The following is a 19822-nucleotide window of genomic DNA, read 5'->3' as shown; positions in this document are numbered from 1 at the left end:
GGAAGCTGAAATGCAATTGCGACGCGTGCGTTAACCGCGCAATCATCAATTGCCTGCTACCGTGCGCAGCGATCAAAGGCGAATACTCGCTAACATTGAATGCGGCTTTGCGTGACAATGTCGAGTTGGTGTCAAAGGCAGATCGGAATGGCTTCGGAAAGTGTGAAGGAGCGCGCGCACAGACCGTTCCTGTCGATGGTCCTGTCCTATGCTGCATCCGGCGGCAGCCTTGTCATCGGATCTGCCGCTCAGCTTCTAACCTTTGCGATCCTCGCGCGCTGGCTCGGCGTGCACGAATTCAGTGTTTTCGTCGCGATTACTGCCGTCGCCAACATCGCCGTGCATCTGTGCGGCCTTGGCGCAATGGAATGCCTGGTGCGTCGGGTCGCGCGCGATCGCAGCATGTATTCGCGCATGCTCGGCCACAATGTTATTCTGACTGCAATCAGCGGCGTGCTGCTGCTCTTGCTCGGCGCTGTGGTGCTGCCGTTCTTCTTCACGCTATCCCCCGATCCCGCGACCAACGTCGCCGTGATCACGCTGATGCTCATCACCAACGTGATTTTCGTTCGGATCATCGTGCTCGCCGAGCAGATCTTCCTCGCCCATTCCAATTTTGCCTCTGCAAACAAGGTGGTCGTCGGCTTCGCCGTGGCACGCACGATTGCTGCCGCACTCGCCTGCACCGTCTTTGGCGTCGCGACCGTCGCTTCCTGGGCCGTGTGGCAGTTCGTATGCCATGTGCTCGTGGCGCTCGGCTGCTGGCGGGCGGTCAAGGGGCTGGGGCGTCCGACCTATGGCATCGTGCAGGAGGAACTGCCGCAAGGGCTTTATTTCAGCGTGCCGTTCATCCTGCGCGCCGTCAGGCAGAACGCCGACCTTCTGGTCTTGAGCCTTGTGGCAAGCGCTGAGGTGATGTCGAGCTACTCGGTTGCCCGCCGGATGCTGGAAAGCAGCTACCTATCGGTCGAAGCCCTGAACCGGCTGATCTATCCGGGTTCTGCAAGAGCGACGGCAGCCGGTCTGCACCATGCGTTCGAGCGTGTCCGCAAGGTGCTCTTCGCCGCGACTTCGATCAGCATCGCTGCGGCCATCGCTGTCTTCGTGCTGGCACCGGTGCTGCCCTATCTCTTCGGAAGGGATTACGTTTCTCTCGTTTCTTTCGTCCGCATCCTGTGCTGGGTCGTGGTGCCCATCGCCATGTGGGCGGTGGCGATGGAGGCGCTCGGAGCTTCCGGCCATCACCAGGCACGCGCGTCGGTGATGGGGCTCGGCAGCGTTCTCGGCGCCGCGCTTACGGCCTGGGCCACCTGGTATGCGCCGCCGATGGGAACGTTCATCTCCTTCTACGCGATCGAAATCGCAATGGTCATCGTTTCCTGGACCGTTTTCTTGCGGTTTGTGCGACGTGGCAGGGCGCAGGCTGGCCATGCGCCATTGCCGACGGGGATGGCCCATGAAGGTTGAGATCGGCAACATTCAGGCTGAAAGATCCCTTGGGCGGGAAATGCCCCGAATGGGCAATGTACGGGCTATGGAGCCACGGGATATTCCCGCCGTCAGCAGCATGTTCACCCGGATCTTTCGCAAACGCGAGCACGAGGCAAGCGAGGAGCTTCGGCAATACATCGAGACCACCTTCTTCGGGAGCCCGCTCTATTCGCCCGAGAACGGTAGCATCGTCTATGACGACGGGACAGGCAGCATCGGCAGCGCCATACTGGCGCTTCCGATGGAGTTCACGATCAACGGCCGCCGGACGGTAGCCAAACTCCTGTGTGCCTTCATGTCCGAGGGCAAGGCCGGTGCGGTCGGCGCGGCCTGCCTGGCCCGCGCCATGCGGGCCGCAAGGCAGGATATGTGCTTCTCAGACAATTCCTCGCCAGTGAGCGCGGACCATTGGGTTGCCGGCGGCGGCATCGTGCTTCCGATACAGAGCCTCGACTGGCGGCGCTCCTTCCGACCGTTCAAGGCCTGGGCGCTGACGGTGGGCCGACAGGTGCGAATGCTCCGGTCGACCGCGATTGTCGGACCGCTTGCGCTCTTCGACCGGATCTTGCGGCGCCGTCGCCCCAAGACCAAGCCGGCCGCCGCGGCCGGTTGCACAACGCGTCCCATCGATCCGCTGGCTTTTGTGGATCTCGCCGAGCCCATGCTGCAACGCTTTTCAGTCAGGCCCATCTGGTCCCGAGGCGAATTCGACTGGCTGGTGGCGGTTGCACGCCTAAACAAGCCGCTCGGTGACCTTCTGTGCCGGGAGGTCTGCGACGAAAGCGGGCGCGTGATCGGTGCCTATCTCTACTTCGGCAAGGCCCGCGAAACAGCGACGGTGCTCAACATCGTCTGCGAGGCGGGCCGCGAATTCGACGTCACCCAACAGATGTTTCATGCGCTCGATGCCGAAGGCTACGCGCTTGCCGTCGGCAGCGCACAACCCTTCCTGATGAACGCAATCTCGCGCCAAAGGTGGCTTTCCTTCCATCACCGTGGCTATTTTTGTATGGTGACCAAGCATGCCGACCTCAAGGACGCGGCGCTGCGCAATGACATCTATGTCGGTGGACTTGCGTCGGAAAGCTGGAGCCGGTTGCTGACCGATTTCTAGGATTGGGCGGTTAAGTCACCACCTTGACATTTAACGGAATATTCACCGTACAACCTTAATTTTGCGTTAGAGGGGCGCAGCGAGGCGACGATCTTCGCGCCTAGATGGGCGTGCGTGAGGGATGCGTATGTATAGGCCGGACGAGGCCGAAAAGCAGAGGCCCAGGCAGCCGGCGCGCGACCAACGTGCGCTGGTCGAGAAGGGTTCGTTGCTCGATCTGCTGTCGCACGACCTCCACGACGCTGATCACGCGGCTGACGAGCCGGCGCCCGCCCGCAAGCAATCCGATGACGTCCCCAAAGCCTCCAAGCGCCAGCCCGATGCGGCACCGCCAACGATGCACGCGCACCGCGGTAGTTTCGCTCCCGGATTGAGCGACCTTAACAAGATCGGCATCGACGACATCATCAGCTGGCTACGCGACGGATTGCTCTGGATCATCGCTGCGGTGGTTCTCTGCGTGGCGGCTGCGTTCATTTATGCGATGACGGCGACACCGCGCTATACCGTCTATACCGACATCGTCGTCGACCCCTCCAACCTTAACGTCGTCAGCGATGACGTCTTCACGAGCAATCCGCAGCGCGACGCGCAATTGCTGGAGGTGGAAAGCAAGCTGCGCATCCTGACGTCGCGCAACGTGTTGTCGCGCGTGATCGCCCAGCTGCGCCTCGCCGAAGATCCGGAGTTCGTGAAACCTTCGGCCTTCGGATCGCTGAAGAGCCTCTTCTCGACGAAGGCCGAGCAGCGCACCGGCGACGAGCTTGCTGCGATGCGGGCCCTGTCGGAGCGGGTGGAGGCTCGGCGCGAGGAACGGTCCTTCGTCGTGGTGATGAAGGTCTGGAGCGAAGAGGCGGCGAAAGCCGTCACGCTGTCCGACGCGATCGTCGCGGCCTTCGAGCAGGAGCTGTTTCAGTCCTCGGCCGAGAGTGCAGGTCGCGTTGCGCAGAATCTCAACGCCCGCCTTGACGAGTTGCGCCACAATGTCACCGAGGCCGAACGGGCCGTCGAAGACTTCCGCCGAAAGAATGGGCTGCAATCGACCAATGACGGCCAGCTCGTCAGCAATCAGCTTTCGACCGAGTTGAATACGCAGGTTCTCGACGCCCAGCAGCGCTTCATCCAGGCGGAGACGCGCTACAGGCAAATGAACGATGCGCTTGCACAGGGGCGGACCGCGAGCGCTTCGGAATTCGAATCCGTCAATATGACGAACCTGCGCGAGCAGTATAACCTTTTGCAGCAGCAGATCGCGTCGATGCAGCGCACCTATGGCGAGCGCCACCCGCGTCTCGTCAATGCCCGGTCCGAGCGAACGACGCTGGAAGGAGCAATGGCCGACGAGGCGCGCCGGATTCTTGATCGTGCCAAGGCAGACACGGATCGGGAGCAGCAAGCCTTTGCCGCCCTGCGTGCCAAGGCGAGCGACGAGAAGTCGAACGTGTTCTCCGACAACGAGGCCCAGGTACAGCTTCGCGACCTCGAGCGCGATGCCCGCGCCAAGGCTGCCATCTACGAGACGCATCTCGCACGCGCGCAGCAGATCACCGAGCGCCAACAGATCGACACGACCAATGTTCGCGTGATCTCGCGCGCTCTGCCGCCGAACGCGCGCAGTTGGCCGCCGCGTACGGTGGTTCTCGTCGCCGGCGGCGGCATACTGGGGCTCATGTTCGGTATATCCCTTGCGCTCGCACTTGGTCTGTGGAGATACGTCCGTCGTCCGCAGCCTTCGGCCTTGTGAGAGGGCGGCCGTCGTGCCCGATGTCAGCGGCAGAGCGTCGAGTTCCCAAGAAACCTTGAGGATCCGCATAGGAACCTTCCTGTTTCTGGCCATTGCCATTTATTACTGGATTCCCTTCCATTCCTTCGTCGACCTGACCAAGGAAAGTCTGCTGGAACCCGGTGGTGATAATTCCAGCCGGCTGAACCAGATCGTCGCGCTCCTCCTGTTCGCAGGCGCCTCCTGTTATGGTTTGCTGCATCCGATGCGAAGCGGGCTGCTGCAGCCGCGCGCGCTGCTCGCGGTCTTGCTTCTGTGGGTTCTGTTCGTCTGCCTGGTCTCAGCCCATCCCGGCAACGGCGTGAAAGCGATCATCCTGACGACGATGGTGGCGGTAAACGCCAACGTCTATCTGTTGTTGCCGGCCAACGAGCGCCATTTCGCCAAGATGCTTGCGGTCTCTACCCTGGTGATGCTCGCCGTTGCCTACTACGGCGTTCTGTTCAAGCCGTTGCTGTCCATTCACCAGGCCAACGAAGTGCTTGAGCCGATGCATGCGGGGCTGTGGCGTGGTCACTTCCGCCATAAGAACGAAGCGGCCGTCGCCATGGTGCTCGCCTCCTTCTTCGGTCTCTTCGTCTTGCACAGATGGTCGAAGCTTGTCGGATTGACGATCATCGGCCTCGCCTTCTTCTTCCTCATCCATACGGGCGGCAAGACGTCGACGGCGATGCTGCCAGGCATCCTGATGCTGGCGTGGCTCTTCGAGCGCGTGCGCCTGCTGCGCATCCCGATTGCTGTTGGCGGCGTGGCTCTGTTCAACCTGTTTGCCGTCGGCTCCGCCGTCTTCCGGCCGCTCGGCGAATTTGTCTCGTCGCTCGGCATCGATGCGACGTTCACGAACCGCGCCGATGTCTGGCGCTTCGCCTTCACGGTGATCGCCGAGCAGCCATTTATCGGACGCGGCCTCAAGGCATTCTGGCAGACCGAGGAAGTGGTCTTCAGCGGCGGCAATATCGAGACCTGGGCGGTTCGCGCGGCGCATGCCCACAATTCCTATCTTGAGACCCTTCTGGTGATCGGCATCCCCGGGCTGCTGCTCACGCTGTTTTGGCTGGTGGTGCTGCCCCTCTATCATGTCTCGCGCATTCCGCCGGCCCGGGAGCACAGCGACCTCACGCGGCTGTTCCTGAGAATCTGGCTCTACGCGATCTACAGCGCCAGCCTCGAGGCCTTCTTCTTCGATGGACCGAACGTGCTTTGGTTTGCCTTGCTTTTTGCGATTTGCGGTTTGCGCCTGCAGTCTTCGGCAGCGCTTGCAACCGAACCACGCCAGCTTGGACAAAGGATAGTGGCGCATGCCTAACATTTCTCAGGCTCTGTCGCGGGTTGACGGTCTTGTGGATCGTGTCGCCAACCGGCTGATCTGGCGTTTCGCGTCGAAACCGCGCGACGTCAAGACCGATGTACCCCTCGTTTCCTTCACCTTTGACGACGTTCCAGACAGCGCGCTTCACAACGGCGCGGCGATCCTGGAACGCCATGGTGCCCGCGGGACGTTCTATATTGCCGGTGGGCTCGCCGGACGGGTCGAGCCCGATCGAACGCTGATCTCGCCACAGGGCTGTGCCGATCTTGCCGCTCGCGGCCACGAGATCGGCTGCCATACCTATTCGCACAGGAAGATCCGGGATATGAGCGGCGCGGCTCTTGCCGCGGATCTCGACCGCAATGCCGACTATCTGAGGCGCAGCGGCGTCGATGCGGCCACGACCAACTTCGCCTTTCCCTACAATGCCGCCTGGCCGCTTTCGCGCCGGGAGCTGGGACGGCGTTATCGAACCTGTCGAGCGGCCGGCGAAAGCGTCAACCGCGCATCCGTCGACCCGCTGATGCTGAAGGCGGTGGAGATCCGCCAACCGGAAACGGAGGCGCGAGCGCTGACCGGATGGATCGACGATGTGGTCGCGCGGCCCGGCTGGCTCGTGTTCTTCACCCATGACATCGCATCGCGGCCGACGTCTTATGGCTGCACACCGGAAACCTTTGATCACCTCGCGCAATACGCGGTGGCGAAGGGCTGCGTCGTCCTGCCGGTCGAGCGGGTGCTTGACAGGCTCGGTTGGTAGGAGGGGGCATGACGGGGCACGCAAACGGCAGCAACAGGTTGCTCGCGATCAACAATTACTTCTACCGCCGCGGTGGCGCGGAAGCGGTCTTCTTCGATCATATGAAGATGTTCAGCGACATCGGCTGGGACGTCGTACCCTTCGCGATGCAGCATGAGGACAACGAGTCATCCCCCTGGTCGGACTACTTCGTGTCCGAAATCGAGTACGGCCGGCGCACCAATCTGTTGCGCAAAGTCGTGCAGGCGGCAAGCGTCATCTATTCGCGTGAGGCGCAGCGCAGCGTCACCCGGCTGATCGAGCGCGCCCGACCGTCGATCGCCCATGCCCACAACGTCTACCATCATCTGTCGCCGGCGATTTTCTCGACGCTGAAATCGGCCGGCATTCCCGTTGTCATGACGGCGCACGATCTGAAGCTTGCCTGCCCTTCCTACAAGATGCTGCGCGACGGCGCGGTCTGCGAGGACTGTCGCGGTGGACACGTCTACAACGTGCTGCGCCATCGCTGCATCAAAGGGGAGCTGGCGCTCAGCGCCGTGGTGCTGGCGGAAACCGTGGTCCACCGCGCGTTTGGTCTCTACCGCAACAAGGTGGACCGCATCGTCGTGCCAAGCAAATTCTATGTCGAGAAGCTGGTCGAATGGGGGTGGCCGCGAGAGCGGATGGCGCATATCCCGAACTTCGTCGACGTCGATGTCTACTCCGCCAAGTGGATCGAGGGTGACTATTTTGTCTTCGCAGGGCGGCTCGCTCCGGAGAAGGGGCTGACGACCCTGATCAGGGCGGCTGCATCGTCCAACCAGCGCCTGGTGATCGCGGGAACCGGTCCCGAAGAGGGGGCACTGCGCCAACTCGTGGCGCAGACCGGAGCCGATGTCACCTTCGCCGGCTATCTCTCGGGCCAGGCTCTGCATCGTCTGATTGGAGAATCGCGCGCCCTGGTTCTTCCCTCCGAATGGTATGAGAACGCACCGATCAGCGTGCTCGAAGCCTATGCCCTCGGGAGACCGGTGATCGGCGCGTCGATCGGCGGCATTCCAGAGATGATCCGGGAAGGCGAGACCGGGATGACTGCCATATCCGGTGACGCAGAGGATCTGGCGGCGGCACTCGCAAGGATGGCAGCGCTACCGGTTGCCACGCGCGCGTCGATGGGCGCCGCGGGCAGACAGTGGATTGCCAGTGAATTCTCGGCCGCGGCCTACCGCGGGCGGACACTCGACCTCTATGCCGCACTCGGTGCCGCCTGATCGCGCCGGCATTAACGTTACGATACAATTTGTAGTAACTTGGGCTCGCCCTATGGTATTTGGTCATTTATATAAGGGGTCAATGAAATATCTGGGTGGCTGGTAAGTATTTCGCCGTAAAACCGGAACGGACAACCTTCGAGGCGACGCATGAGCAGGAAGTCTGATGTTTGGCGAGGTCATCGCATGCGACAGCCGGTGATTGCGCTGGAAATGGTTCAAACCGAACTGTCAGAGGGAAGCTTGCCGACGCGCGGCTCGACCTTCTCTGGCCTATCCGCTCAGGGTGGAGCACTCGCCGTACGAAGCGAGCGCAAGCGCGTGATGATGCTGGGCCTGCGTGGCATCCCGAACGTTCAGGGCGGGGTTGAAAAACACGTTGAAATGCTCGCCAGCAAACTCCTTGGAAATGGTTGGGACGTCGAAGTCATTGGGCGCCGTCGTTATCTGGAGGGCGGTGATCGCTACGCCTGGAATGGGGTCGAGGTCGTTCCTCTCTGGGCACCGCGCCGGATGGCGCTGGAGGCCATCGTGCATACTTTCCTCGGTGTCTGCCTTGCTGCGTGGCGTCGTCCCGACGTGTTGCATATCCACGCCATCGGCCCGGCGCTGATGACGCCGCTTGCCCGCATGCTCGGGCTCAAGGTCGTCGTCACCCATCATGGCTACGACTACGACCGACAAAAATGGGGTGGCTTTGCCCGGCGGACGCTGAAGCTCGGCGAGTTCCTGGGCATGCGTTTTTCCAACGGGCGCGTTGCGATATCGCGAGATATCGCCCAGACAATGCGCGCTCGACACCATGTCTCGATGACGCTGGTGCCGAACGGCGTTGCGATCACGCCACCAAGCGGTAACGCGGGAACCCTCGCGGAGTTCGGCCTGGTGCGCCGACGCTACATCCTGCTTGCAGCCCGGATTGTCCCTGAGAAGCGGCAGCTCGATCTCATCCGCGCCTTCGCCAAGTGCGGTTTGGCCGATACCAGGCTCGTGCTTGCCGGCGGCGCGGAATTCGACAGCGCCTATGTGGCGGAGGTAAAGGCGCTTGCGCGCGAGGTTCCTGGCGTGGTGCTCACGGATTTCCAGTCAGGCGACAGACTGGCGGAGTTGTTCGCCAATGCGGCGCTGTTTGTGCTGCCGTCAAGCCATGAGGGCATGCCGATCGCGCTGCTTGAGGCGATGGCTTACGGCCTGCCGGTGCTGGCGAGTGACATTGTCGCCAACCGGGAGCTGGATCTGGCGCCGGACGAGTATTTTCATTTGGGCGACGTCGATGCGCTTGCCGCCGGCATAACCAAAAAACTGGCTGCTCCCTTGAGCGACGAGGAGATGCGCGAACGCGCGGCGCACGCGGAAGCCACCTACAGTTGGACAAACGTGGCGCAAAAAACCGCGGCGGTGTATAGCGCGTTGCTGGCGAAATAGGAGGGCGCGCGCGTCGACCGTGATACTGCATATTGTCTCTTGATCGTAACCGACAAAGGACAAAAACATGCAGCAATTCAAAGTGCTACAGCGACCGTTCCGTGTCTGACAAGGCGAGGCGCTGTAGTCAAAATTGCGCCGGCGCCGGCGCACAGTTTAACAATGCGCGGTTGCGGTCGGGGATCGATTATTGCCGTGCCTCGCACGCTGCCGGGAAGACAAGCTGACAATGAACCTCAAACTCGCCGCCGGCCTACTTGCATGGATCCTGTTTGCCGTGATCGCCTATTCGACAATGTCGCCGCTCGATATGCGCCCTCGTCTCGGGCACCTTGTCCATATTGAGCGCTTCGGGGCCTTCGGCCTGATGGGACTGTTGTTTGCGGTCGCCTATCCGAGGCGGTTGGGGCTGGTGCTGGTTCTGGTCTTTGTGACGGCAATTGGATTTGAGCTGTTGCAGATGGTTTCGGCCGATCGCCACGCGCGTGTGACGGATGTGGCGGTCAAGCTCCTTGGTGGCGCCTGCGGTGTCTTTGGCGGCTGGTTCCTCTTTCGCTTTCGGTTGCCGTTGCTGCGTTTGCTGGGGCGATAAACCAAAACGCAAAATATCGCAGGTAAGATAGGCGACACCCGGAGCAGTTTTTCATGCGCTCCGCCGAGACTGGGGGATCGCGTGGCAGTATCCGTCATCATCAAGACGCTGAACGAAGAGAAGCGCATTGCCGCCACCATCGAAAGTGCGTTGAAGGCGCTCGAAATCGTTGGCGGCGAGGTCATCCTGGCCGACAGCGGCTCCTCGGACAGGACGGTGGAGATTGCCTCGCGCTATCCGGTCGTCATCGCCCAGATCAGCCCGCCGGCGCTTCCGAGTTGCGGAATAGGTCCTCAGCTCGGGTTCCAGTATTCCCGCCACGAGCATATCTGCCTGCTGGATGGCGATATGTTGCTGGACGGCGACTTCCTTGAGGTGGCGTCGTCGTTCCTCGCCGACAATCCAGAGGTCGCGGGCGTGACCGGCCATGTTCAGGAGATGCTCACCTCCAACCTTGAATTTTCCCGACGGGTCACGCGCAACGCGCCGGAAAATAGGATCGGCGCGATTGATCGCATGAATGGCGGCGGCCTCTATCGTCGCGCGGCGATCGAGGCGGTCGGTTATCTCTCCGACCGCAATCTCCACGGCTATGAGGAATTCGATCTCGGCATCAGGCTCAGAAGCGCCGGCTGGAAGCTGCATCGCCTCGACCGGCGTTTCGTCCAGCATTTCGGCCACACGGACAATTCCTATCGGCTGCTCGTTCGGCGCTGGAAGAGCAAATATCTGTTCGGCATCGGCGAGTTGCTGCGCGCTTCGATCGGGCAGCCGTACTTTTTCCAGCTCATCCGGGAATTGCCGGAGCTCAAGCTTTGGGCGCTGGTCTATCTTTGGTGGGCAACATCGCTCGGTCTGGTGCTGTTCATGTCCGACAAGGCGCTTGCCCTTGGCATCGTCCTTGCGATCCTCGTTGGCGTCGTCGGGTTGATGAGCCTGCGCAAGGGCGGATTCAGCATGGGCCTTTATACTGTTGTCGCCTGGTTCTTCCATGCGGCGGCGCTGCCGGTCGGCTTCTTCAGGACGCGCCGCAAACCTGACGCGCCGATCGAGAGCAAGCTGCTCGGAGCTCCGGCATGAAACGGCGGATCGTGCTCGCAGCGGCGGCGATGCTTCTCGCAATCTGCTCGTCCGCGCGCGCATCCGATGCGTGGCTTCCTGTGCGGGACGTTTCTCTTGAACTCGGGGCCGGCAGCCCGCTCGACTTTTCCTCTTTCCTGCCGAACGCGACGATTGACGCGGATCATCGCCTGGTCGCAGGCGCCGACGGTCGGCTTGCCTTCGTGATATCGCCCGAAAAGCCGGAGAGGATGCTCTGTGCGTCGCTTGCCTGGAGCCCGGCCTCCGGCGGGTTTCCGGATCACGACACGGCCGACCGCTATGCCCGGCAACTGGCGATGCGCGGCTACAACCTCGCCCGACTGCACTTTGTCGACGGCAGCCTGATGTTCGGCCGCGACCGGGATTTCGACTTCGATCCCGAGACGCTCGACCGCATTCACTATCTGCTGGCGGCGCTGAAGCGTAATGGCATCTACTGGATGATGGACGGCCTCTCGTCGCTGCGCGGCGTCTATGGCGGCTTTGACGACCGGTGGGATGATGGGGGAAACCTCAAGCTCGAGCTGTTTGTGGATGACCGCGCGTTCGATCACTGGAAACGCATGCAGGAGGCGATCCTTGGGCGCGTGAACCCCTATACGGGCGTTGCGCCGATCCGCGACGATGCCCTGGCCGTCGTCATTCTTGCCAACGAAAACGGGATGGAATTCGACACTGTCGTGCATGATCGGCCGGGGAAGGCGCCCTACGATCTGCTGCTCGCCAAGCCGTTCAATGACTGGCTGGCCAAACGTTATGGTTCCACCGAAGCACTGGCAAAGGCATGGCGGGACCTTCGCTCCGATGAGACGATCGAGGCACGCTCCGTCGAGCTTCCATCCGACCGCTACGTCGACAGTCCCCGGTTGCGCGATCTTCAGGCCTTCTTCATCGAGACAGAGCGGGACACGACCGCGCGAATGAGCGAGGTCCTGCGCAGACTTGGTTACCGCGGGCTGATCAGCAACTACAACAATTGGCCGACGGTCCAGGCGTCGCTCAGCCGGCGCGGCCTCGACGCCGTGACCATGAACACCTATCACGACTGGGTCAGCGGCTACGCGCCGGGCAGCAAAACCACCCAGACGAGTTCGATCCGCGACGGGGTGAGCTATATCCGGATGATCGCGGCGGCGCGCTGGCTCGGCAGACCCTTCGTGATCAGCGAATACGATCACCTCTTCTGGAACCGCTACCGCTACGAGGCGGGCCTGGCGATGCCAGCCTACGCGGCGTTGCAGGGCTGGGATGCGCTTTGCCGCCATGGCCACGGCCCGATCGTGCTCTCCTATGGCGAGCCCTTCCCGCACAAAAAGGCGATGCTGCCCTACGCCATAGCGCTCGATCCGGTTGCGCGTGCTGGCGAGACGCTGTCGGCGCTGCTCTACCGCCGCGGGGATGTGGCGACATCGGATGTGACGGTCCCGTTTGCGGTGCGTGGTGAAAAGGATCTTTCCGACGACATGCAGGCCCGCGAACCGGAGCACCTGACGGACCTCGCATTGCTCGGGCGGATCGGTCTTGAAGACGCAAACAGGCTCGGCAAAATTCCGGCCGTGATGCAGCCTCGCCTGGAAGACAGCGAAGGCATACTCGAAAACCTGCGCCAAAGCGGCGCGCTTGCGAGCAATAACGGCACCAGCATCGATGCCGGCATCTATCAGAGCAGCACCGGCGAGATCCTGTTGAACCGCTTTGCCGGACAATTGCGCGTTGCGACGGCGGCAACGGAGGCCGTCGCCTTCTCGTCGCTGCGAGAGCCTATCGATCTTGGCGTGCTGCGTATCGAGGGAGCTGATGGCAATGGGCTCGTCGCGCTCTCGGCGCTCGATGCGCAAGCATCCCTGGCCAGGAGCCGCCGCTTCCTGCTGATATTTGCGACCGATGCGCAAAATACCGACATGACGTTTCGTGACACCGAGGAGAAGGTGATCGAGGATTTTGGACGGCTGCCGGTCCGGATCCGTGACGGCTATGTCGATCTTGCGCTTGCGCGAACCGCTGAGACCTGGAGCGTTTCACCTGTGGGACTTGATGGCAAGGTTCATGCGGCCGTAGCGGAAGGGAAGGGCGACGTCACCTTCCGGCTCTCCAATGATGTTCCCTCCGGCCCGACGACCTATTTCCTGCTCGAATTGCGATAGGGCGGCTCTGTGCGTCTTGCGGATCAATGAATGGCCATGATGTCGGCCTATGCTCCGCCGCTTTCCAAGCACAGGAGGATACGATGAGAATATCGGAAGCCATGCATCCCGGCGCTCGCTGGATCTCTCCCGAAACGGAACTCAAGACGATCGCGCGCATCATGAGGGACGAGGACATCGGCGCCTTGCCGGTTGGCGAAAACGATCGTCTGATCGGCATGGTCACGGACCGCGACATCGCCTTGCGCGCCTTCGCCAATGCACGCGACCCGGCTTCGATGACGGCGCGGGACGTGATGACAAGGGATATCGTCTATTGCCGTGCCGACGAGACGATCGAACATGCCGTCCACCTGATGGAGGCAAAGCAGGTCCGGCGCCTTCCCGTGATCAACGAGGACAAGCGCATGGTCGGCATGCTGTCACTGGGCGACGTATCCCATGCCAGTAGCCGACAGCTGTCGGGCGAGCTGGCCAAGGCGGTCACGGCCCATCACGTCTGAAGCCGGCTCTTGCGATTGCGGCGCCCTTCAACGGCGCCGCATACAGTTTCGTTGGGTCGATCTGGAGAGGATCAGAACCGGTAGCTGATACCGGTGCCGATCAGCCACGGGTCGAGCTTGACCTTGCCGCTGACGGCTCCGGCGCCGGGCAGGGTCGCGTTGACTTCGGGCTCCAGGAACAGTTTTTTCACGTCGAAGTTCAGGCCCCAGTGCTCGTCGAGCTTGATATCGACGCCGGCCTGGAGTGCCACGCCAAATGTGTTCTTCAGATTGAAGCTCGAGAAATCGCCGCGCGGTTTCTCGTTGTAGAACATCGTGTAGTTCACACCGGCGCCGACATAGGGCTTGATCTCTTCGGTGACATTGAAGTGGTACTGCAGCGTCAGCGTCGGCGGCAGCAGCCAGGCTTTGCCGATCTCGCCGAGACCGGCGATCGAGCCGCTGCCGCGCGCCGTGTGCGGCGTCGTGCCGAGGACCAGTTCGGCCGCGATGTTGTCGGTGAAGAAGTAGGTGATGTCGAGTTCCGGAACGACGGAATTGCTGACGCCGACCTTTTCGCCTTCGAGTGCCGTGCCGTTCAGATAAAGCGAGCCTTTGTCGTCAGGCAGGACGGCCAGCGCGCGGGCGCGGATCATCCACGGTCCGGGTTCGCTTGCGAGAGGCATTTCCGGTGCAGCGACCGCGCTCGGCTCGGAAAGATCTGCCGCCGTCGCAATCGCGAGCGGTGCCGCAAGCGCGGCAAAGAAGACGGCAGATGGCAGAATGGCGCGAGTAGGCATGATTTCCGGACCCCCAGAAGAAGTTGAACATCGCCGGTCAGGGCGTTCGGCGGCAGGGATTCTGCGGCCGGCGGCACTATGCTCAAGGCTGATGTCTCAGGGGTTGTCCTGGATCAATGCGGGTGAAAATCACCAAGCCCTTGGGGATAAAGGCGGATTCGTCCGAGTGAGCGATTTCCGCGCCAACCCTTTGTCAGGCGGGCATGCGCGGAATGCTGGCGAGAAGACGCTGGGTATAAGCGTGTTTCGGTGCGGCCAAGATGTCGCGGGTCTTGCCGCTCTCGACCACCCTGCCACGCTCCAGAATGACCATTTCCTCGCAGAGTGCTGCGACGACACCGAGGTCGTGGGAAACGAAAACCAGCGTCAGCCTTTCGGCGAGCGTCTTGAACAGTTCGACGATGCGGATGCGGGTCGACAGGTCAAGCGCGCTAACCGCTTCGTCGGCGAGCACGATCTGCGGACCGGCGACGATGGCACGGGCAATGGCGATGCGTTGGCGCTGGCCGCCGGAAAATTCGTGCGGATAGCGCCGCATCGCGTCGAGCGTCAGGCCGACGGCCTCGAGCGCCTCGGCAACCGCTTGCGTCCGATCGCCCGGGATCCGCAGCGATCTCAGCGGCTCAGCGATGATGTCGATCACCCTCTGACGCGGGTCGAGGGAGGAATAGGGGTCCTGGAAGACCGGTTGCACAGCGCGACGGTAGCGCTGCATGAAGCCGCCGTTGCCGGGGTCGAGGATCTCGTCGCCGAAGCGGATGGTGCCGCTGGTCGGGCGAATGAGCCCGAGCATGAGCCTGAGCAGCGTCGTCTTGCCCGAGCCGGATTCTCCGACAAGGCCGACACTCACGCCGCGACGCACCGAGAGCGAGACGTCGTTGAGTGTGGTCTGCTCGCGGGAATAGCCGAAACTGACATTTTGTACATCGAGCATCATGATCCGGTTGCCCCCAACGCTTCGTCGAACAGGCGGGCCGCTTCGACCAGGGTCCTCGTGTAATCGTGCTGCGGTTTGCCGAAGACCGCGCCGACCGGCCCTTCCTCAACGGCAATGCCGTTTTTCAGCACGATGACGCGCTCCACGACGTCTGCAACGACGGGCAAGTCGTGGCTGATGAACAACAGTGCCATGCCGGTCTCGCGCACCAACTGGTCCAGTAGCTTGAGGATTTCCGCCTGGGTCGTGACGTCGAGCGCGGTTGTCGGTTCGTCGGCAATCAGGAGCTTTGGCCGGCAGGCAAGTGCCATGGCGATTGCGACGCGCTGGCGCTGGCCGCCGGAGACCTCGTGCGGATAGGAATTGATGATGCGTTCGGGCTGCGGCAGCGCAACCTTGTCGATGAGGTCGCGGACTTCGCGTTGAACGACGTCCTTCGATGCCCTCCTGCCGTCGCGTTCCAAACGCCGGCGAACGGGCTCGGCGATCTGCCGGCCGATCTTCATCAGCGGGTCGAGCGCGGTCAGCGGTTCCTGGAAGACGACGGCCGCGGCCACACCGCGCAATCGGTTCATCACCCGGTCGGCGGCGCCGACCACCTGTTGTCCGTCGAGTTCGATCGAACCGCTTACGCTGATCGACGGCGGCAGCAGGCCGGTCGCTGCCATCGCGGTCATCGATTTGCCGGAGCCGGACTCACCGATCAGTCCGATGCGCTCGCCCGGCTGGACCGTAAAGAAAAGATTGGACACCAGCGGCTTGTCGCCGGCGCGGATGTTGAGATCGCGAATGTCGAGAAGCGGCTTCATCGCGATCTCCCGCGTGTCGGATCGGCGATATCGCGCAGCCCGTCGGCCAGAAGGTTCATGCCAATGACGAGCGCAACGAGTGCGATGCCCGGTGCGATCGCGCCGATCGGTGCCGTGTAGACGGTGCCTTGCGCTTCCTGCAGCAGCCGTCCCCAGGAGGCGTTCGGCGGCGGCGCGCCAAGGCCGAGATAGGAGAGCGACGCTTCGGCGATGACCGCCAGGCCGAACTGCAGGGCGAAATTGACCGACAGCGTCGGCCAGATGTTCGGCAGCACATGGCGCAAAACGACGCCGGCCCAGGAGGTCCCCGACGTGCGCGAAGCGACGATATAGTCCTGCCTGAGCACGCGCTTGGCGAGGATGCGGGTGAGCCGGGCGACGATGGCGGAGATCGCGAGGCCAAGCGCAAGGATTGCGGTCCAGAGGCTGGCACTGTCGCTTGCGGCCACCACCAGCATGGCCAAGAGAAGCGTCGGAAAGGCGATCAGGATGTCGAGGGTTGCGGCCATGACATCGTCGGCAAGGCGCGTGGCGAAGGCGGCGAGAACGCCGAGGCTGACGCCGATGGCGGCGCCGATTGCGACCGCACCGGTGCCGACGAGGAGCGCCGTGCGCGCGCCGATCATCAGTTGCGTCAGCAGATCGCGCCCCAGCCGGTCCGTTCCGAGCCAATGCAACAGCGACGGGGCTTCGAGACGGCCGCCCGAGGCGTTCAGCGGATCGTAGGGCGTCCAAAGCAGCGTGAGAACGGCGACCAGCACATTGATGCCGACCAGTGCCAGGCCGACGGTGAGGGCAAGAGAATGCCGCTGCCCGCGCGTGGAAACGGATGTCTCGACCGGGCTCATGCGTTGCCTCCGACGGCGCGCTCGCGCAGACGTGGGTCGATCAGGCGCTGGGTGAGATCGGCGGCAAAGCCGATCAGCAGCACCAGCAGAGTGGAGATGAACAGCACGCCCTGGACGTTCGGATAGTCGCGCTGCTCGATCGCGAGCAGCAGCATGGAACCTAACCCCGGTAGCGCAAACACGCGCTCGACGACGACGGCGCCAAGCAGCGTCGTTGCGAGTTCGATGCCGAGAATGGAGACGATCGGCACGGCGCCGTTGAGGATGCCGTGGCGGACAAGCGCTTGCGGAAAGCTGGCGCCAAGGGCGCGCGCGGTTCGCAGATAATCGCTGCCGAGTACGTCCTGCGTGGCGGAGCGGACATAACGCAGCAGCGACGCGCCCATGACAAGTCCGATCGTCATCACAGGAAGTGCCAGTGCATAGAACGCCTGCCCTTCGTTCTGCCAGCCGCGCCGGGGAAAGCCGCCTGACGGAAACAGCCGAAAGGTGACGGCGAAGACGGTGACGAGCAGGATGCCGACCCAAAAGACCGGGATGGCGATGCCGAGTTGCGACACGGTCGAGATTAGCCCGCCATACCAGCGGTTGGCCTTGACGGCGGAGAGAATGCCGAGTGGCACGGCGACGAGGACGGCGAGCAAAAAGCCCATCAGCGCCAGCGGCACGGTGACGGTCAGCCGAGCCAAGATTTCCTCGATGACAGGTTTGCCGCTGACGAAGGATGTGCCGAGATCGAAACGGGCGAGGCTACCGGCAAACCGCAGGAACTGCTGCCAGAGCGGCAGGTTCGAACCGACCTGCTCGCGGGCTTTTTCGATCTGCGCGGCGTCGGCGCCGACGGAAAGTAGCGCGTTGGCGGGGTCGCCGGGAAGCAGACGCAAAAGCACGAACAGCACCACTGCCGCAATCAGCAGCGACAGGAGCAGAATGGCGAAGCGGCGGACGAGGTAAGTGAGGATGGCTGCATTCCTTTCTTCTCACGGGATCCGTGATCAGAGGAGTTGGCTTTTGCACCAAAACGGCGAGGGAGGCTAGATCATCCGCTCACCTTTGGCTGGACCTGTGGAAGGTCGAAAAGGCTGGTGATGTGGCGCGGACGGAACGGCTTTGCAAAAATGCAGTCAGCCCCCGGATCGGATCCAGGGGCTGAGGTGCGCGCGACCGGCGCCTACACGCGCCGGCTGGCAATCCCGCTTACTGCTCGCTCTTCTTGATGCCGTAGGCGAAGAACTGCGAGTTCAGCCCGTTGACCGGGTAGCCGGTCACTGCCGAGCTCGAGACGACGATCTGCGGGTAGAGATAGAGCCAGTTGCTGGCGGCATCCTCGGCGATGATCGTGTTGGCTTCCTTGAGCTTGGCGGTCTGCTCGTCGGTGTTGGCGGCTGCCTCCGACGCCTTGATCAGGTCGACGACCCGCGGGTTGTTGTAGCCCCAGTAGAAGTCCGGGTTGCCGTAAAAGACGATGTCGCGGTGGTTGACGTGCTCCTGCAGCGTCGCCTGGAAGTCATGCGCCTTGTAGACCTTGGTGTACCACTCGTTGGCGGTGATCACGTTGATCTCGACCTTGATGTTGACCTTGGCCAGTTCGCTCTGGATGAACTGCGCGACGATCGGATGCGGATCGTAGTTCGGCGTGTCGAGCTTGAAGGCAAAGCCATCGGCAAAGCCCGCTTCCTTCAGCAGCGCCTTGGCGCTCTCGACGTCATAGGCGTCAACGGCGGTGAGATCCACGTACCAGGGATCGGTCGGCGGCACGAAGGAGCCGATCAGCGTGCCGTATTCGCCCCAGATCGACGTCAAGAGCTTCTTGTCGTCGATGGCGCGCGCGATCGCCTTCCTAACCTTGACGTTGTCAAAGGGGGCGACGCGGTCGTTGAAGGCGAGCAGTTCCTTGGTGGTCGACTGGCCGGCGGTGACGGTAAAGTCGGGATTGTCCTTGAACTGGGCAATCGAGTCCGGGCTCTGCACGCTGGTGATGATGTCGACGGCGCCGGTCAGAAGCGCATTGTTGAGCGCCGTCGCGTCGGTGAAATACTGGAAGACGACTTCGCCATTGGTGGGCGCGGTGCCCCAGTATTTGTCGTTGCGGGTCAGCGCCAGCGACGAGCCGCGGCGCCATTCGTCGAGGCGATAGGGACCGGTGCCGTCTTCGCCGGCATTCAGATCCTTCGCCGCGTCGTTGACGATCCAAACGTAACTCAGATTGTAGGGAAGCGAGATCGAGCGGGCGGACAGCTTGACGACAACGGTCTGTTCGTCAGGGGTTTCGATAGCACTGATCGTCGCGAGGCTCTTCTTGCGCGAGCTCTTGGATTGCTCGGCGGTCACGCGCTCGATACTGTACTTCACGTCGACGGCGGTCAGCGGATCGCCGGAGTGGAAGGTGACGCCGGGGCGGAGCTTGAAGGTATAGGTCAGGCCGTCGTCGCTAACGCTCTGCTCTGCAACGAGACCGGGCTGGACGTCGCCGGCATCGGTCAGCGTGAACAGTGCCTCGTAGACATTGCCATTGAAGGCTTCGTTGATGCCCTGGCCGGCGCCGGCGGTGTTGTCGAGGTTCTGCGGCTCATAGAGCGAGCCGATCGTGATCGAGGCGTTGGGGTCAAACTTGGCGTCCTCGGCAAAGACGGCTGTGCTCGACGACAGGGTGAGCGCCAGTGTGGCGGCTGCCATGGTCGAGGCCCGCGCCCGAAGGCCATGTCCCGCGGTCTTGCCAAAGCTGATGATATTGCCAGTCATTTCCCAAACTCCTGCATGATGCCTGTCGCGCGTGTCGCGCTGCCATCCGAATGTATGCCCCGGATGATTGCGATACATCATACTTATTCCCTAGTAATTTAGTGGAAAAATTGGTTCCTTTTGTCAGCCGAAGTTGAAAATTGTGCCCCGGCAACGGCGATGCTGGCGAAGGAGATTTCGGTTTTCGCCTTGAGACGGATTGCTGAGATATATCAGCGAGCGTTCATGAATT

Annotated in this window: 17 protein-coding genes; 11 read left to right on the top strand and 6 right to left on the bottom strand. The window is 62.2% G+C overall.

Annotation, left to right across the window (positions count from 1 at the left end):
- Window positions 1–147 precede the first annotated feature (147 nt).
- The 11 genes from BBX50_RS27475 to BBX50_RS27425 all read left to right on the top strand — a co-directional run bounded on the left by BBX50_RS27475 (window position 148) and on the right by BBX50_RS27425 (window position 13475).
- Complete coding sequence (locus BBX50_RS27475) at window positions 148–1467, top strand: lipopolysaccharide biosynthesis protein (RefSeq protein ID WP_065778448.1); 1320 nt, start codon at window positions 148–150, stop codon at window positions 1465–1467.
- A gap of 49 nt (window positions 1468–1516) precedes the next feature.
- Window positions 1517–2605 carry a GNAT family N-acetyltransferase gene (locus BBX50_RS27470; RefSeq protein ID WP_244513233.1) on the top strand — a complete coding sequence of 363 codons (1089 nt, stop codon included), beginning with the start codon at window positions 1517–1519 and terminating at the stop codon, window positions 2603–2605.
- Window positions 2606–2732: 127 nt separating this feature from the next.
- The gene (locus BBX50_RS27465; protein WP_065778447.1) at window positions 2733–4349 is read left to right on the top strand and encodes a GumC family protein; all 1617 of its coding nucleotides are present in this window, start codon (window positions 2733–2735) and stop codon (window positions 4347–4349) included.
- Between the two features lie 55 nt (window positions 4350–4404).
- Complete coding sequence (locus BBX50_RS27460) at window positions 4405–5694, top strand: O-antigen ligase (RefSeq protein WP_244513234.1); 1290 nt, start codon at window positions 4405–4407, stop codon at window positions 5692–5694.
- 1 nt (window position 5695) lies between these two features.
- Window positions 5696–6457, top strand: coding sequence for a polysaccharide deacetylase family protein (locus tag BBX50_RS27455; protein ID WP_065778521.1), 762 nt, complete (start codon window positions 5696–5698; stop codon window positions 6455–6457).
- A gap of 8 nt (window positions 6458–6465) precedes the next feature.
- Window positions 6466–7710 carry a glycosyltransferase family 4 protein gene (locus tag BBX50_RS27450; RefSeq protein WP_065778445.1) on the top strand — a complete coding sequence of 415 codons (1245 nt, stop codon included), beginning with the start codon at window positions 6466–6468 and terminating at the stop codon, window positions 7708–7710.
- 324 nt (window positions 7711–8034) lie between these two features.
- Window positions 8035–9135, top strand: coding sequence for a glycosyltransferase family 4 protein (locus BBX50_RS27445; RefSeq protein WP_244513238.1), 1101 nt, complete (start codon window positions 8035–8037; stop codon window positions 9133–9135).
- A 229-nt stretch (window positions 9136–9364) separates the two neighbouring features.
- Window positions 9365–9727, top strand: coding sequence for a VanZ family protein (locus BBX50_RS27440; RefSeq protein ID WP_065778444.1), 363 nt, complete (start codon window positions 9365–9367; stop codon window positions 9725–9727).
- Window positions 9728–9808: 81 nt separating this feature from the next.
- A complete protein-coding gene (locus tag BBX50_RS27435) occupies window positions 9809–10807 on the top strand; it encodes a glycosyltransferase (protein WP_065778443.1) in 999 nt (332 codons plus the stop codon).
- Window positions 10804–12972, top strand: coding sequence for a glycoside hydrolase (locus tag BBX50_RS27430; RefSeq protein ID WP_065778442.1), 2169 nt, complete (start codon window positions 10804–10806; stop codon window positions 12970–12972). Before BBX50_RS27435 ends, BBX50_RS27430 begins: the two co-directional genes overlap by 4 nt.
- An 83-nt stretch (window positions 12973–13055) precedes the next feature.
- Window positions 13056–13475, top strand: a complete 420-nt coding sequence (locus tag BBX50_RS27425; protein ID WP_065778441.1) for a CBS domain-containing protein — start codon at window positions 13056–13058, stop codon at window positions 13473–13475.
- Between the two features lie 71 nt (window positions 13476–13546).
- Here BBX50_RS27425 and BBX50_RS27420 read toward each other — a convergent pair whose 3' ends face one another.
- From BBX50_RS27420 to BBX50_RS27395, 6 genes are all read right to left on the bottom strand, one after another.
- On the bottom strand, window positions 13547–14254 hold the full coding sequence (locus BBX50_RS27420) for an OmpW family protein (protein ID WP_065778440.1): 708 nt from the start codon (window positions 14252–14254) through the stop codon (window positions 13547–13549).
- A 193-nt stretch (window positions 14255–14447) separates the two neighbouring features.
- Entirely contained in the window at window positions 14448–15194 is a 747-nt protein-coding gene (locus tag BBX50_RS27415; protein ID WP_065778439.1) for an ABC transporter ATP-binding protein, read from the bottom strand.
- A complete protein-coding gene (locus tag BBX50_RS27410; RefSeq protein WP_065778438.1) occupies window positions 15188–16000 on the bottom strand; it encodes an ABC transporter ATP-binding protein in 813 nt (270 codons plus the stop codon). The genes BBX50_RS27415 and BBX50_RS27410 overlap by 7 nt, the downstream gene beginning before the upstream one ends.
- Complete coding sequence (locus BBX50_RS27405) at window positions 15997–16848, bottom strand: ABC transporter permease (RefSeq protein WP_065778437.1); 852 nt, start codon at window positions 16846–16848, stop codon at window positions 15997–15999. The genes BBX50_RS27410 and BBX50_RS27405 overlap by 4 nt, the downstream gene beginning before the upstream one ends.
- A complete protein-coding gene (locus BBX50_RS27400; RefSeq protein ID WP_139108253.1) occupies window positions 16845–17810 on the bottom strand; it encodes an ABC transporter permease in 966 nt (321 codons plus the stop codon). Before BBX50_RS27400 ends, BBX50_RS27405 begins: the two co-directional genes overlap by 4 nt.
- Window positions 17811–18045: 235 nt before the next feature.
- Window positions 18046–19524: an ABC transporter substrate-binding protein gene (locus tag BBX50_RS27395; RefSeq protein ID WP_139108257.1), complete on the bottom strand. Its 1479-nt coding sequence runs from the start codon at window positions 19522–19524 to the stop codon at window positions 18046–18048.
- Window positions 19525–19822: the final 298 nt, after the last annotated feature.

The organism is Ensifer sp. LC11 (assembly GCF_001695835.1).
Taxonomy (GTDB): Bacteria; Pseudomonadota; Alphaproteobacteria; order Rhizobiales; family Rhizobiaceae; genus Ensifer.
This window is presented reverse-complemented; position numbering and strand designations above follow the sequence as displayed.

Excerpts from the sequence above, each read along its gene's own strand:
- BBX50_RS27475 (WP_065778448.1), top strand. The coding sequence starts at position 148 with ATGGCTTCGGAAAGTGTGAAGGAGCGCGCGCACAGACCGTTCCTGTCG.
- BBX50_RS27470 (WP_244513233.1), top strand. The coding sequence starts at position 1,517 with ATGGGCAATGTACGGGCTATGGAGCCACGGGATATTCCCGCCGTCAGC.
- BBX50_RS27465 (WP_065778447.1), top strand. The coding sequence starts at position 2,733 with ATGTATAGGCCGGACGAGGCCGAAAAGCAGAGGCCCAGGCAGCCGGCG.
- BBX50_RS27450 (WP_065778445.1), top strand. The coding sequence starts at position 6,466 with ATGACGGGGCACGCAAACGGCAGCAACAGGTTGCTCGCGATCAACAAT.
- BBX50_RS27445 (WP_244513238.1), top strand. The coding sequence starts at position 8,035 with ATGATGCTGGGCCTGCGTGGCATCCCGAACGTTCAGGGCGGGGTTGAA.
- BBX50_RS27440 (WP_065778444.1), top strand. The coding sequence starts at position 9,365 with ATGAACCTCAAACTCGCCGCCGGCCTACTTGCATGGATCCTGTTTGCC.
- BBX50_RS27430 (WP_065778442.1), top strand. The coding sequence starts at position 10,804 with ATGAAACGGCGGATCGTGCTCGCAGCGGCGGCGATGCTTCTCGCAATC.
- BBX50_RS27425 (WP_065778441.1), top strand. The coding sequence starts at position 13,056 with ATGAGAATATCGGAAGCCATGCATCCCGGCGCTCGCTGGATCTCTCCC.
- BBX50_RS27420 (WP_065778440.1), bottom strand. The coding sequence starts at position 14,254 with ATGCCTACTCGCGCCATTCTGCCATCTGCCGTCTTCTTTGCCGCGCTT.
- BBX50_RS27410 (WP_065778438.1), bottom strand. The coding sequence starts at position 16,000 with ATGAAGCCGCTTCTCGACATTCGCGATCTCAACATCCGCGCCGGCGAC.
- BBX50_RS27405 (WP_065778437.1), bottom strand. The coding sequence starts at position 16,848 with ATGAGCCCGGTCGAGACATCCGTTTCCACGCGCGGGCAGCGGCATTCT.
- BBX50_RS27395 (WP_139108257.1), bottom strand. The coding sequence starts at position 19,524 with ATGGCAGCCGCCACACTGGCGCTCACCCTGTCGTCGAGCACAGCCGTC.